We start from the raw sequence: 13,724 nt of genomic DNA, 5'->3' as shown, positions 1-13,724 counted from the left end.
TTCAACATATGTCTGAACTTGCACTAGACCGCGAAATCGACCGCTCAAAAATGCATGTGAGCGACGAGGTCGCCATCGAAATCACCAATATGAACAAGTGGTACGGGTCCTTCCACGTGCTGCGCGACATCAATCTGACCGTCAATCAGGGCGAGCGGATTGTCATCGCGGGGCCATCTGGTTCCGGCAAGTCCACTCTGATCCGCTGCCTGAACGCGCTGGAGGAACACCAGCAGGGCACAATCGTTGTGGATGGGACAGAGTTGTCTAATGACCTCAAGAACATCGACAAGATCCGGTCCGAGGTTGGCATGGTGTTCCAGCACTTCAACCTGTTCCCGCATCTGACCATTCTGGAAAACTGCACGCTGGCCCCGATCTGGGTGCGCAAGACGCCCAAGAAAGAGGCCGAAGAGCGCGCGATGCATTTTCTGGAAAAGGTGAAAATCCCGGATCAGGCGCTGAAATATCCCGGCCAGCTTTCGGGTGGCCAGCAGCAGCGTGTGGCGATTGCGCGAAGCCTGTGCATGATGCCCCGGATCATGCTGTTCGATGAACCGACCTCAGCGCTGGACCCCGAGATGATCAAAGAGGTGCTCGACACCATGATCGAACTGGCCGAGGAAGGCATGACCATGCTGTGTGTGACGCACGAGATGGGCTTTGCCCGTCAGGTCGCCAACCGCGTGATCTTTATGGATGCCGGTCAGATCGTGGAACAGAACGAACCCGAAGAGTTCTTCAACAATCCGCAAAGCGAGCGGACCAAGCTGTTCCTCAGCCAGATTCTGGGTCACTAAAAGTAGGATGGGGTTCCACCCCATCTGCGCAAGATCAAGGTGAGGGGCACCCCTCGCCTTTTTCTATTCCAGCAACGCGCGCGGGATGATAAAGCCCTGAACCTCGCCGCTACGCCATTCCAAACCTGCCCAGTCCGCGATATCAAACCGGATCACCGTCGTCGCGCAGGTCGGGTAGTCAAAGAACCGCTCATGATCCGGCGCTTGCCGCACCAGACGTTCGGCAAAATCCGCAATGCCGGGGTTGTGCCCCAGCATCAGAATGGTCTGCCCGGTGGCCTGCCTCAGCTGCGTCAGCATGGCCCGCGCGCCCGAATGGTAGAGGTCGCGGTGAAACGTGATCTTGTCGGCCTGTAGCCCCATTCGCTCCCACGTCTCGCGGGTGCGCGCAGATGTCGAGCTTTGCACCTCATCCGGCAGCCAGCCATGTTCACGCAGCCACGCCCCGATTGCGGTGGCCGATTTGCGCCCACGCTTGGTTAGCGGGCGGTCGTGATCGGCCAGCATTGGATCATCCCAACTGGATTTCGCGTGGCGGGTCAGGATCAGGGTTCGGGTCATGACGGGTGAAACGCGTTCATATGGTGGGCGGATTGTTCCGGGTCGCGTTGGGCCCCGGTGCTGAGAGGGCAGGCCAGACGCGCCAGACAGCCGCCGGTCATGCAGGTCTGGCCCTCGGCGGTGTCCAGATGGCCCCGGCAGGCGGTGACGTCATAGAAACTGTCGGGGTTCAGCGCCCCGACCGGGCAGGCGGTGGTGCAGGGGGCCGAGCAGGTGGTGCAGGGCGACGGGGCGGATGCCGTGGGGATGGCGCGCTCGTCCTCAAAATGCAGCGCGCCGCGATATGAGATCATCATGCCCACCGTATCATGCACCAGCGCCCCGACCGGGCTGCTGAATGTGCGTCCCGATTTCAGCGCCCAGTCGATGAAGGGCGCATAGGGCGGGCCGCCGAATGGGAAATGCGCCTGCGCGCCGAACTCCTGCGCCATTTGTCCGATCACACGCACGGACCAGCGATCCACCGGATCGGCTTGGGGCCATTCGGGTGAGGCCTTGAGGGCAGGCCAGAACGCGGGGCCTGCCCCAAGCAGGATTAGCGTGCCACCCTGAACCCCTTTGGCATTGGCCCGGCGCGGATGCAGCGCGCCCATGACGATCAGCCCGGCCTGCTGCGCGGCGTGTTCGACCTGTGCGTAGGTGTCGGGATCGGAGGGGGCGTGTCCGGCCATGTCTCCTCTCTTGCGGGGTCAGTCGGGGCGGATCAGCGATCCGGCACCATGTTCGGTGAACAGCTCCAACAGAACGGCATTGGGCGCGCGCCCGTCCAGAATGACCACCGCCCGCACGCCGCTGTGCAGCGCATCCAGCGCGGTTTCGGTCTTGGGGATCATGCCGCCCGCGATGGTGCCTTCCAGCGTCATTTCGCGGATCTGACCGGCCTTGAGCTCGGTCACGACCTCTCCGGCGGCGTTCTTGACGCCCGAGACATCGGTCAGCAGCAACAGGCGATCCGCCTTCAGCGCCGATGCAATCGCACCCGCCGCGGTGTCGCCGTTCACGTTGAATGTCTCACCCGCGCGCCCGGCACCCAGTGGCGCGATGACGGGGATGACGTCATGGGCAAAGAGGTCATGCAGAACTTTGGGGTCCATCGCGGCCGGTGACCCCACAAAGCCCAGCGAGCTGTCGGTCTGGTCGCAGATCATCAGGTTCGCATCCTTGCCCGACAGGCCCACGGCCCGGCCACCCTGACCGTTGATCGCCTGCACGATGCGCTTGTTCACAAGGCCCGACAGCACCATCTCGACCACCTCGACGGTGGCTTTGTCGGTGACCCGCTTGCCGCCCACGAACTCGGACTGGATGTCCAGCTTGTCCAGCATCGCGTTGATCATCGGCCCACCGCCATGCACGATCACCGGGTTCACGCCGACCTGACGCATCAGCACCACGTCGCGGGCAAAGCTTTCCATCGCTTCATCGCTGCCCATGGCGTGCCCGCCCAGCTTGATAACCACAATCGCGCCGTCATAACGCTGCAGGTACGGCAAGGCGCTGTTCAAGGTGGCGGCGGTGGCGATCCAGTCCCTGTTCATTTCACGTGTCTTCATGGCTAAGGTCCCTCTGGCATTCCGTGTTAGGGCCTTTGGGGGTCGCTGCCAAGACCCAAGCTATTCCAGATGCGCGATGATCGAGCGCAGGGTTGGAATGCCGTCGCCCTTCTCGGACGAGGTCAGCACGATTTCGGGGAAGGCGGCGGGATGTTTCGACAGCGCGCCGCGCACCTGATTCAGCACCTTTTCGCGCTCTTTGGCCTTGACCTTGTCAGCCTTTGTCAGCACCACCTGAAAGGTCACAGCGCTGGTGTCCAGCAGCTTCATGATCTCGGCGTCAACCGGTTTAACCCCATGTCGCGAGTCGATCAGAACAAAGGCGCGGCGCAGGGTTTGACGACCGCTGAGGTACTTCTTCAGCAGCCGCTGCCATTTCTCGACCACCTTCACCGGCGCGTTGGCATAGCCATAGCCGGGCAGGTCAACCAGATACAGCTCGGGGCCTTGCGTGAAAAAGTTGATCTCTTGCGTGCGGCCCGGCGTGTTCGAGGCGCGCGCCAGCCCCTTGGTGCCGGTAAGCGCATTGATCAGGCTGGATTTGCCCACGTTTGAACGTCCTGCAAAGCAAACCTCCAGCCGGTCGGGGGCGGGCAAGCCGTCCATGGCCACGACACCTTTGACGAAGGTGGATTCGCCGGCAAACAGCTTGCGCCCGGTCTCTTGCGCCAGCGTGTCCGGGTCTTCGGCCAAGGGAAAGGGAAGTGCGCTCATAGCACCTGCACCGTGTCACCGGTTCGGATGGCTCCGCCCTCGAGCACTTCGGCATAAACGCCGAAATCCTGATGATCCCATGTCTTGAGCGCGCCCAGTGTGTCAGCATCACGCTCGCCCGTCTCGGGATTGGCGGTGGTGGCCAGACAGCGCGTGATGCGTTCGCGGACGCGGAACACCGCCTCGCCGATGCGGATATCGCGGCCAATCCAGTCGAACTCCTCCCACAGGGGCAGGCCGTCGAACCAGATATTGCCGCGCCAGCGGGCGATGGACAGATCACGCCCCAGCTTTTGCTCGACCGCCCGGTGCGAGGCCATGTTGCACAGGCTGATCGACGGAAAATCGCTGTCGGTCATGCCGCGCCCCGGCACCCGCACGATACGGGCCGAGGCCGCGCGATCCGCGGGCATCAGGGGTTTGACCCAGTCCAGAAAGACGTCCTGTTGCGTGTCGGGCTCAAAGCTCAGATCGGGGCGCTTGGGGTGCCGCAGCGTGACCCGGTCGCCCTGTAGTTCGGCCGAGATTGCCATCAGTTGCGGGGCCTTTGCGCCGCGGCTGAAATTGGGGCAGGGCACCCATTTCGATCCGTCGGCCTTGGACGCTTCATGCGCGACGGCCCAGACGCGATCCCCGGGCATGGTCTGCCCGGGGGTCATGGTGACGCGATCAAGGCTTTCACGCCCGTGGCTTTTGATGGGATGCCGCCACAGGCTGGTGACCGCGCCGCTCATTTGTCATCCGTCTTTGGCGTTTTCTTGAAGCCGGACTTGATGTTGCCGAACACGTCCGGCGTATAGCCCTGGCTGCGCATGATCAGATATTGCTGCGTGAAGGTGATCGTGTTGTTCGCGATCCAGTAGACCACCAGCCCGCTGGCAAAGCTGCCCAGCATGAACATGAAGACCCATGGCATCCAGGCAAAGATCATCGCCTGCGTCGCGTCGGTTGGTGCCGGGTTCAGCTTCTGCTGCAGCCACATCGAAATCCCCAGCAGCAGCGGTAGGATGCCGATGAAGATGGTGGCCATCAATGTGCCGGGCTCGGGGCCTGCCCATGGCAGCCAGCCGAAGAAGTTCATGATCGAGGTCGGGTCCGGCGCGCTGAGGTCGCGGAACGGGCCAAACCACGGGGCCTGACGCAGTTCGATGGTGACAAAGATCACCTTATACAGCGAGAAGAAGATCGGGATCTGCATCAGGATCGGCAGACAGCCCGCGGCCGGGTTTACCTTTTCCTTCTTATACAGCTCCATCATGCCCTGCTGCATCTTCTGGCGGTCATCGCCTGCGGCCTCTTTCAGGGCCTCCATCTGCGGTTGGAGCTCCTTCATCTTCGCCATCGAAACGTAGGATTTGAACGCCAGCGGGAACAGGATCGCCTTGATGATCAGCGTCAGGCCGATGATCGACCAGCCCATATTGCCGATCAGGGCGTTGATATTATGCAGCAGCCAGAAGATCGGCTTGGTCAGGAAGAAGAACCAGCCCCAGTCGATGCTGTCGATGAATTTCTGCACACCATCGGCCTGATACTCGCGGATGGTTTCCCATTCCTTTGCACCGGCAAACAGACGGGTGGTGACTTCGGCGGTTTCGCCCGGGGCGACGGTCAGAGTCGGCAGGACGGTTTCGGTCTGATAGATCTTGCGGCGCGAGTCATATTTGGCCGCAGCCTTGAAGGCCGAGCCGGGCTCGGGGATCAGCGTGGTCATCCAATAATGGTCGGTGAACCCGATCCAGCCGTCCTGCTTCACCTGATAGACCTCGGCCTGCGCGCGTTCGTTGGGGTCGATGTCGAAATCGCGGACGTCGCCGTAATCGACCTCGGACAGGGTGCCGTCGGCCATGCCGATCACACCCTCATGCAGGATGAAGAAGTTCTTCAGCCCCGGCAGATCGCCATCTTCGCCGATGCCATGACGGGCCAGGATGCCGTAGGGGGCCATGCCCACCTCGGACTGGGTGGCGTTTTCAACCGATTGGGTGACGGTGAACATATAGTCCTGATCGACCGAGATCGTGCGGCGGAAGGTCAGCCCGTTCCCGTTGTCCCAGGCCAGCGTGACGGGCGTGTCGACGCCCAACGCCTCACCCCGCTCCAGCGTCCAGAGCGTATTCGGCCCGGGCACATCCGCTCCCGCCAGCCCGGCACCCGGGGCCCAGCCATAGAGCGCATAATAGGCCGAATCCGATCCGACCGGGGACAGCAGCTCGACGATGGGTGCGCCCTCGTCGATGGACACTTTGTAGTCTTTCAGGAACAGCTCATCAATGCGACCGCCGGACAGGGACAGGCTGCCTTTCAGGCGTGGCGTGTCGATCTCCACGCGCGGAGCCTGAGCGTCGGGCTCGGCCTCTTCTGCGGTGGCGGTTGCCTCGGCCACGGTGCCCGAGGCGGCGGCGCTGGGTGTCTGCACCTCGTCGCCTTCAAGGGCTGCGATCCCGGCTTCGTCCTGCGGCAGGGTCTGTTCCGGCGGAGGGAACAGCACAAACCACACGATGATCACCAGAAAGCTGAGCACAGTTGCGAGGATGAGATTCTTGTTCTGATCGTCCATCGGGGACAGCCACCTTCAGCAGTAAAACACACCCGCTGGGTTCAACAGAGTGCAGCCCCAAAGGTCAAGCGGAATCGCCCCTCAAATCGGTGCAACAGGGGATTCGTCGTGCCGAGCCTGTCATTTTCCACCCATCTTGCGCCCGATCTTGGGTGCACCGCTGATCCGGGCCTGATGGGCCGCAATCCAGTCGCCGGTCTGTTCGAACGGCATCGGCCGGGCAATTCCGAACCCCTGCACGTGGTTGCAGCCCAGCTGGGCCATCAACGCGTGCTCGCCCGGGGTTTCCACCCCCTCGGCCAGCGTTTCCAGATTCAGGCGTTCCGCCATGGTCAGGATGGCGCTGACCAGCTGCTGCTGACCGGGGTCCCGGTCGGCCTTGGCCACAAAGGTCCGGTCGATCTTGATGCGCGAGACATCGAACCGTTTGATTGACGCGATCGAGGCATGGCCGGTGCCGAAGTCATCCAGATCAATGGCGCATCCCAGCGCCGCCAAACCGGTCACATTGCGGGTGATCACATCGTCGGGGCGGCGCGAAAACACGGTCTCCAGCACCTCGACCGCCAGCCGGTCGGGGGTGAGGTCGAACTGATCCAGCTCCCATTTCAGGCGGTCGATCAGCGCGGGGTTGCGCAGTTCATTCGACGAGAAATTGATGCCGATCCGGGGCACAGTCAGGCCCGCCTGCTGCCACGACTGCATGGCGTCAAAGGCGTGGTGGCGCATGACCTGACCCAACCGCTCCATCAGCTCGGCCTGTTCCGCGAAGGGCAGAAAGACCTGCGGGCTAAGGACGCCCTTGGTGGGGTGGTCCCAGCGGGCCAGCGCCTCGAACCCGGTGATCTGGCCGGTATCGGTGGACACCTGCGGCTGAAACCAGGGCCGGATCTGGCCGTGATCCAGTGCCGCCTCGAAGTCCCGGCGCAAATTGGTGCGCACCTGCGACCGACGCCGGGTTTCCGCCGAGTAGGCGCGAATGGTCGAGGGGCCGCTGCGCTGCGCCTCGGTCAGGGCGTCGCAGGCGGCATCGATCCAGACTTGTGCATCGGCCTGCCTGACATCCGAACGCTGGCAGAACCCGATGGAACAGGACAGATAAACATTGGCCCCATTCAGCAGCACCGGTTCTTCAATCGCGCCCTGAATGCGGCCCGACATCTGAATGCAGGCTTCCAGATCCAGATGGGGCGAGGGGGTCAGGCCGATCAGAAACCGGCTGTGGTCCAGATGGGTAAAGATATCGTGGCTGCGGATGATGGTCAGGATGCGGTCGATAAACTGCACTGCGATATGATTGGCCGCCGCCTGCCCGTGCAGATCGCAGAGATCGGCATAATCGTCCAGCGCCACCGCGATGCAGGCGGCGTTGTGGCCGCTGGCGGCGGTCCGGTCGTGCAGAACCTGCATTTCCGTCTGGAAGGTCTGGTTGTCAAGCTGCCCGCTGGGCCGCGCGCCCTGGTTCGTGGCCCGATAGGACCGCCCACCCCATAGCCCGGTGGCCGCGAATATCAGCGGCAGGCCCAACGCCGTTGTCAGCAACGCCATCTCGCCGCCCAGCCAGAAGGCGGCCAGACAGGCGGCAGGGACAAAAGCCAGCGCCGGCGGACCGGTGAACATGGTCCGCAGCGTTTCGAGAATTCGGTCGACAGAGAGAACATTCCGCATCGGTTTTGACGGCCTTCGGCTTGGGCAGGGGTCGCGCAGGCCAACCGTAGGAAACCAATCTGAGTCAGACGTTAACGCAGACGCGGAATTTCCTCAGAATTTTCGTCACTTTGAATCGGATTGAGCGCAAGACCGGCAAAATCGAACAGTTTCGGGTCCAGCAGATGCGAGGGCCGCGCGTTGGTGAGCGCCCGGAACATCACCTGCCGCCGACCGGGGCTGTTCTTCTCCCACTGGTCGAGAATCTGCTTGACCTGCTGGCGTTGCAAGCCGTCCTGACTGCCGCACAGATCGCAGGGGATGATGGGGTAATTCATCGCGCGGGCGAACTTCTCGCAATCGGCCTCGGCCACATGGGCCAGCGGACGATAGACGAACAGATCGCCCTCTTCGTTGACTAGTTTCGGCGGCATGGTGGCCAGCCGCCCGCCATGGAACAGGTTCATAAAGAAGGTCTCAAGAATATCGTCGCGATGATGGCCCAGAACGACCGCTGAACAGCCTTCCTCGCGCGCGATGCGATAGAGGTTGCCGCGCCGCAGGCGCGAACACAACGCGCAATAGGTGCGGCCTTGCGGAACCTTGTCCATTACGACCGAATAGGTGTCTTGATATTCGATGCGGTGAGGCACTTCCATCCGCGAAAGGAACTCGGGCAGGACCGTGGCGGGAAAGCCCGGCTGGCCCTGATCCAGATTGCAGGCCAGCAGATCGACGGGCAACAATCCGCGCCATTTCAGCTCGTACAGCACCGCCAGCAGGGTATAGCTGTCCTTGCCGCCCGACAGGCAGACCAGCCAGCGGGGCGTTTTCCCCGCGCCGCGTTCGACCATGCCATACTGCTCGATCGCTTCGCGGGTCTGGCGGACGATGCGCTTGCGCAGCTTCTTGAACTCGGTGGTCGAGGGCGCACCGGCAAAGAGCGGATGGATATCGTCGGCTTCATCAAACATGGGCGGGGCCTATCGCAGATGGGGGAACCGGGCAAGGGTCGGGGTCATTCGTCGGGCACCGGGTCATAGCCGTCGCCGCCCCAGGGATGGCAGCGCCCGATACGCCGCGCGGCCAGCCACGTGCCTTTGATGGGGCCATGTTTTTCCAACGCCTCCAGCGCATAGGCCGAGCATGTGGGCTGATAGCGGCAGTTGAACCCCACCCACGGGCTGAAGATCAGCCGATAGGCGCGGACGGGCAGGGCGAGGATATGGGCAAACAACGTCATGTGCCGCCATGCAGCTTGCGCAGGGCATAGCGCAGATCGTCTTGCAACGCATCAAAGGGTCGGGCGGCGGTGACGTCGGCGCGGCCGATTAGAACGTAATCCCAGCCGTCACGGCCTTGCTGAGGCAAAACCGCGCGGGCGGCCTCGCGCAGGCGGCGTTTGGCGCGGTTGCGGGCCACGGCGTTGCCGACCTTCTTGGAGCAGGTGAACCCGACGCGGATGCCCGATGCCTCGTCCGGGCCGCGCTTGCGGGCCTGTACCATCATCGAGGCTGTACCCTGCCGACGCGCCCGCGCGGCTTTCAGGAAATCCGCCCTGCTCTGCAGTACGACCAGAGGTCCAGACGCGCAAACGGACGCCGCCGGGGGCTTAACCCTCGGCTGGTTGGTACCATCCTCAGGGGCCTCCGGCGGCGTCATGTTCATAACCTGAAAGGTCGAGAGGCTTACGCGCTCAGCGACTTGCGGCCACGGGCGCGGCGCGCGTTCAGGATTTTGCGGCCGGCTTTGGTGGCCATGCGCGCGCGGAAACCGTGGCGGCGTTTGCGAACCAGGTTCGAAGGCTGATAGGTGCGTTTCATCGCTCCGTCTCCAATCAATAGCGGTGGGTGCGGCGCGGATTCGCCTGGCCCTAGTGTTCGAAGCCCGTCCTCTACTGGCAAGACGGGGTTAAGTCAAACCCCTAGGTGGGGGTTTTGGCAGCTTTTGCAACAATTCTGTAACCTGACGGGGCAAAAGGTTTCAAAAACCGGGTTTCGCGCCGAAAACGCTCACATTCCCGGTCATCAAGTTCAACGCCGCGTGAGGCCCCTGTTGCGTGGCCGCCGTAACACGCATGTTGGGGCAGAATGAACGAACAGAAGCCGGAAACTCAGATGAGTGAAACATCCCAGGTGCCGCGCAGCAGCGTGGCGCGGCATATCCCCTTGCTTGTGATTCTGACGGCTGCGGCGGTCGGGTTCTTCACGCTGGGCGACTACCTTACTTTCGAGACCCTGCGCGATAACCGCGAGTCGCTCTTGGCGTGGCGGGATACGCATTACTGGGCCATGGCCGGGGCCTTCGTGGTGATCTACATCGTCATCGTGGCCTTTTCGCTGCCCGGTGCCGCCATTGCCTCGATGACCGGAGGGTTTTTGTTCGGTCTGTTTGCCGGAACCGTCTTCAACGTCTTCGCTGCCACCATCGGCGCATCCGCGATCTTTCTGGCGGCGCGTTGGGGTTTAGGAGAATCGCTGACCGCGCGGCTGGAATCCTCGGAAGGGACCATCGGCAAGCTGAAGGACGGGCTGCGCGAGAACGAAATCTCGGTCCTGTTCCTGCTGCGTCTGGTGCCGGTGGTGCCGTTCTTCGTGGCCAATCTGGTGCCTGCACTTGTGGGCGTGAAGTTCCGTAACTTCCTGATCACCACGGCGCTGGGCATCATCCCGGGTGGCATCGTTTATACGTGGATCGGCGTGGGTCTGGGTGGTGTGTTCGACCGGGGCGAGACCCCTGACGTCTCGCTGCTGTGGGAGCCGTTCGTGATCGGCCCGATTATCGGCTTGTGCGTGCTGGCCGCATTGCCGATTGTCATCAAATCCCTGCGTGGCCGGAAGGACGGCTGATTTCATGCAAGAGCTCAAGACCGATATCCTGGTGATCGGCGCCGGGTCGGGCGGCCTGTCGGTCGCCGCCGGAGCCAGCCAAATGGGCGCCGATGTGATCCTGTTGGAAGGGCACAAGATGGGCGGCGACTGCCTGAATTTCGGCTGCGTTCCCTCGAAAGCACTGATCGCCAGCGGCAAGGCCGCTTATGGGCAGGCGCATTCGGCGGCGCTGGGCGTGGCGGACGTGGTGCCTAAGGTGGACTATGCCGCGGCCAAGGATCACGTTCACGATGTCATCGCCCAGATCGAACCGATGGACAGTCAGGAGCGGTTCGAAGGGTTCGGCGTCAAGGTGATCCGCGAATACGGCAGCTTTGTCTCGCCCACGCAGGTACAGGCCGGCGATCACCGGATCACCGCCCGTCGCATCGTGGTGGCCACCGGGTCTTCGCCTCTGGTGCCGCCGCTGCCGGGGCTCGATCAGGTGCCTTACTATACTAACGAGACCATATTCGACCTGCGCGACAAGCCCGAGCACCTGCTGATCATCGGCGGCGGCCCCATCGGGATGGAGATGGCGCAGGCGCATATCCGTCTGGGTTGCAAGGTCACGGTGATCGAAGGCATGACCGCGCTGGGCAAGGATGACCCCGAGGCCGCAGCCGTCGTGTTGGACAGCTTGCGGGACGAAGGCGTGGCGATCCACGAGAACGCCATGGTTGCCCAAATCCGGGACAATGCGGGTGCTGTCGAGGTTGTCACCGAAAACGGCGAGATCTATGCGGGCTCGCATCTGTTGCTGGCCGTCGGGCGCAAGGCCAATATCGACCGCCTGAACCTTGAGGCCGCCGGGATTGATCGGACACGGACGGGCATCAAGGTGGACGCCGCACTTCGCACGTCCAACCGCAAGGTCTATGCGATCGGAGACGTCGCGGGCGGGATGCAATTCACCCATGTGGCGGGCTATCAGGCGGGGGTCATCATCCGCTCGGCCCTGTTCGGTCTGCCGTCAAAGGCGAAGACCGCGCATATCCCCTGGGCCACCTATACGGACCCCGAACTGGCGCAGGTCGGACTGACCGAAGCGCAGGCGCGCGAGGCCCATGGCGATGCGATGGAAATCGCCCGGTTCGACTATCACCACAATGACCGCGCCATTTCCGAGCGCAAAACGAAGGGTTTCATTAAGGTCATGGTCGTAAAAGGCCGACCTGTGGGCGCTACAATCGTAGGGCATCAGGCGGGCGAATTGATCAACTTGTGGTCGCTGGCATTGGCCAATAACCTCAAGATGGGTCAGATCGCCGCGATGGTTTCGCCCTATCCGACGATCGGAGAGCTTAACAAACGGGTGGCGGGTGCCTATTTCTCGCCAAGGCTGTTTGAGAATCAAACGGTTAAGAAAGTGGTCAGGTTCGTCCAGCGCTGGATTCCCTGACCGAAGGAGGAGCGCAAAGTGAATTCGCTGTCAGGCCGATTTCTGATCCTGACCACGGTCTTCGTGATGTTGGCCGAAATTCTGATCTTTGTGCCCTCGATCGCGCGCTTCCGCGAAGATTTCCTGCTGAACCGGCTGGAGCGGGCCCAGATCGCCTCGCTTGCCTTGCTGGCCGACGATATGCTGGCCGACGATCTCGAGGCTGAGTTGCTGGCCAATGCCGGCGTCTATAACGTGGTGCTGCGCCGCGACGAGGTGCGGCAGTTGATGCTGTCCTCGCCCATTCCCGACCGGATCACCAAGACCTATGATCTGCGTGATGCCGGGGCGTGGGTGCTGATCCGCGATGCCACGATGCGCCTGTTCACCCCTGAAAATGAGGTGATCCGCGTGATCGGCGCCCCGGTCAAGGATGCGGGCCTGCTGATCGAGGTCACGATGGACAGCGATCCGCTGCGCGGTGCGATGACCGATTACGGGCTGCGTATTCTGGGGCTGTCCTTCGTGATCTCGATCATCACCGCGTCCTTCCTGTTTCTGGCCGTGCGCGTGGTGCTGGTGCGCCCGATCAAAAGTGTGGTGGGCTATATGCAGCGCTATGCCAGCGCGCCCGAGGATGCGCGCGGCATCATCTCACCCAATTCCAAAGTGACCGAGCTGCGCGAGGCCGAAGAGGCGCTGCAGACCCTGCAGGTCGATCTGACGCAGGCGTTGAAACAGCGTGAACGACTGGCGCAACTGGGCGGTGCGGTGGCCAAGGTCAGCCACGATCTGCGCAACATTCTGACCTCGGCTCAACTGTTTACCGACCGGATCGAGGCCAGCGACGACCCGCTGGTGGCGCGCATGGCCCCCAAGCTGGTGAATTCGATCACCCGGGCGGTTTCCTTATGCGAAAGCACGCTGGCCTTTGGCCGCGCCGAGGAGCCCGCGCCGACCCTGACCATGGTGCCGCTGCATGACGTTGCCGCCGATGTGGTGGCCAGCGAACAGCTTGCCATCGCCGATGCCTGCGTCGAGATCGTCAACGACATCCCGCGGGACCTGATCGCCCGCGCCGACCCCGAGCAAATGTTCCGGGTCATCCTGAACCTTGTGCGCAACGCGAGGCAGGCGCTGGTGGCATCGGGCAAGCCGGGGCGGGTTTCGGTTTCCGCCTCCGAAACCGAGACGGACTGGTGTATCGAGATTAGCGACACCGGCCCGGGCCTGCCGCCCAAAGCACGAGAGAATCTGTTCACCCCGTTTCAGGGCGGGGTCCGCAAAGGCGGCTCGGGCCTGGGCCTGGCGATTTCGCAGGAACTGGTCCGCGGACATGGCGGAGACCTCATCCTGAAGGACACCGGCCCTGACGGAACCACCTTTGAAATAAGGCTTCCACGCGGCGAGGTGACTTTTTGACGGATTTTTGCAGAATCCCCTTGCACGCACTCAGCCCCGGGTCTACATAGCGCCTCACCAACGCGGACCGATAGCTCAGCTGGATAGAGTACTTGACTACGAATCAAGGGGTCGGGGGTTCGAATCCTCCTCGGTCCGCCACTTGGTGCTGAAAACATTGAATAAATTACCATCAGTGTTTTCCTGCCCCTGATCTGTCACTAAAATCAAATCGCT

At 62.4% G+C, this 13,724-nt stretch carries 15 protein-coding genes and 1 tRNA gene; 5 read left to right on the top strand and 11 right to left on the bottom strand.

The features are described 5' to 3' along the window. Positions 1–8: 8 nt before the first annotated feature. Positions 9–800 (top strand): amino acid ABC transporter ATP-binding protein, encoded by a 792-nt coding sequence (locus tag ACR1XV_RS14655; RefSeq protein WP_480532598.1) that lies wholly within the window; start codon positions 9–11, stop codon positions 798–800. Between the two features lie 63 nt (positions 801–863). Here ACR1XV_RS14655 and ACR1XV_RS14650 read toward each other — a convergent pair whose 3' ends face one another. The 11 genes from ACR1XV_RS14650 to rpmH form a co-directional block, all read right to left on the bottom strand. Further along, positions 864–1,361 (bottom strand): SixA phosphatase family protein, encoded by a 498-nt coding sequence (locus ACR1XV_RS14650; protein ID WP_480532596.1) that lies wholly within the window; start codon positions 1,359–1,361, stop codon positions 864–866. Continuing rightward, complete coding sequence (locus tag ACR1XV_RS14645; protein WP_480532594.1) at positions 1,358–2,032, bottom strand: ferredoxin; 675 nt, start codon at positions 2,030–2,032, stop codon at positions 1,358–1,360. The genes ACR1XV_RS14650 and ACR1XV_RS14645 overlap by 4 nt, the downstream gene beginning before the upstream one ends. A gap of 18 nt (positions 2,033–2,050) precedes the next feature. Continuing rightward, entirely contained in the window at positions 2,051–2,914 is an 864-nt protein-coding gene (gene argB, locus ACR1XV_RS14640) for an acetylglutamate kinase (RefSeq protein ID WP_480532592.1), read from the bottom strand. Positions 2,915–2,974: 60 nt separating this feature from the next. Next, positions 2,975–3,628: a ribosome biogenesis GTP-binding protein YihA/YsxC gene (yihA, locus tag ACR1XV_RS14635; RefSeq protein ID WP_480532590.1), complete on the bottom strand. Its 654-nt coding sequence runs from the start codon at positions 3,626–3,628 to the stop codon at positions 2,975–2,977. After that, a complete protein-coding gene (locus tag ACR1XV_RS14630; protein ID WP_480532588.1) occupies positions 3,625–4,362 on the bottom strand; it encodes an MOSC domain-containing protein in 738 nt (245 codons plus the stop codon). Before ACR1XV_RS14630 ends, yihA begins: the two co-directional genes overlap by 4 nt. Then, complete coding sequence (gene yidC, locus ACR1XV_RS14625; protein WP_480532586.1) at positions 4,359–6,188, bottom strand: membrane protein insertase YidC; 1,830 nt, start codon at positions 6,186–6,188, stop codon at positions 4,359–4,361. The genes ACR1XV_RS14630 and yidC overlap by 4 nt, the downstream gene beginning before the upstream one ends. Positions 6,189–6,308: 120 nt before the next feature. Continuing rightward, positions 6,309–7,856 carry a putative bifunctional diguanylate cyclase/phosphodiesterase gene (locus ACR1XV_RS14620; protein WP_480532584.1) on the bottom strand — a complete coding sequence of 516 codons (1,548 nt, stop codon included), beginning with the start codon at positions 7,854–7,856 and terminating at the stop codon, positions 6,309–6,311. A 71-nt stretch (positions 7,857–7,927) separates the two neighbouring features. Continuing rightward, positions 7,928–8,809 (bottom strand): tRNA 2-thiocytidine(32) synthetase TtcA, encoded by an 882-nt coding sequence (gene ttcA, locus ACR1XV_RS14615; protein ID WP_480532582.1) that lies wholly within the window; start codon positions 8,807–8,809, stop codon positions 7,928–7,930. A gap of 44 nt (positions 8,810–8,853) precedes the next feature. Further along, positions 8,854–9,078, bottom strand: a complete 225-nt coding sequence (yidD, locus tag ACR1XV_RS14610; protein ID WP_480532580.1) for a membrane protein insertion efficiency factor YidD — start codon at positions 9,076–9,078, stop codon at positions 8,854–8,856. Next, the gene (gene rnpA / locus ACR1XV_RS14605; protein ID WP_480532578.1) at positions 9,075–9,497 is read right to left on the bottom strand and encodes a ribonuclease P protein component; all 423 of its coding nucleotides are present in this window, start codon (positions 9,495–9,497) and stop codon (positions 9,075–9,077) included. Before rnpA ends, yidD begins: the two co-directional genes overlap by 4 nt. A gap of 26 nt (positions 9,498–9,523) precedes the next feature. Then, positions 9,524–9,658, bottom strand: coding sequence for a 50S ribosomal protein L34 (gene rpmH / locus ACR1XV_RS14600; protein ID WP_005980833.1), 135 nt, complete (start codon positions 9,656–9,658; stop codon positions 9,524–9,526). A 294-nt stretch (positions 9,659–9,952) separates the two neighbouring features. Between rpmH and ACR1XV_RS14595 the strand changes: the two genes are divergently transcribed. The 4 genes from ACR1XV_RS14595 (at position 9,953) to ACR1XV_RS14580 (ending at position 13,649) form a co-directional block, all read left to right on the top strand. Beyond that, positions 9,953–10,684 (top strand): TVP38/TMEM64 family protein, encoded by a 732-nt coding sequence (locus ACR1XV_RS14595; RefSeq protein WP_480532576.1) that lies wholly within the window; start codon positions 9,953–9,955, stop codon positions 10,682–10,684. A 4-nt stretch (positions 10,685–10,688) separates the two neighbouring features. Further along, the gene (locus tag ACR1XV_RS14590) at positions 10,689–12,107 is read left to right on the top strand and encodes a dihydrolipoyl dehydrogenase family protein (protein WP_480532574.1); all 1,419 of its coding nucleotides are present in this window, start codon (positions 10,689–10,691) and stop codon (positions 12,105–12,107) included. Between the two features lie 18 nt (positions 12,108–12,125). Then, positions 12,126–13,508 carry an ATP-binding protein gene (locus ACR1XV_RS14585; protein WP_480532572.1) on the top strand — a complete coding sequence of 461 codons (1,383 nt, stop codon included), beginning with the start codon at positions 12,126–12,128 and terminating at the stop codon, positions 13,506–13,508. Positions 13,509–13,572: 64 nt separating this feature from the next. Continuing rightward, positions 13,573–13,649 (top strand) — tRNA-Arg (locus ACR1XV_RS14580). Positions 13,650–13,724: the final 75 nt, after the last annotated feature.

The sequence above is a fragment of the Ruegeria sp. AD2(2025) genome (assembly GCF_056542385.1).
This window is presented reverse-complemented; position numbering and strand designations above follow the sequence as displayed.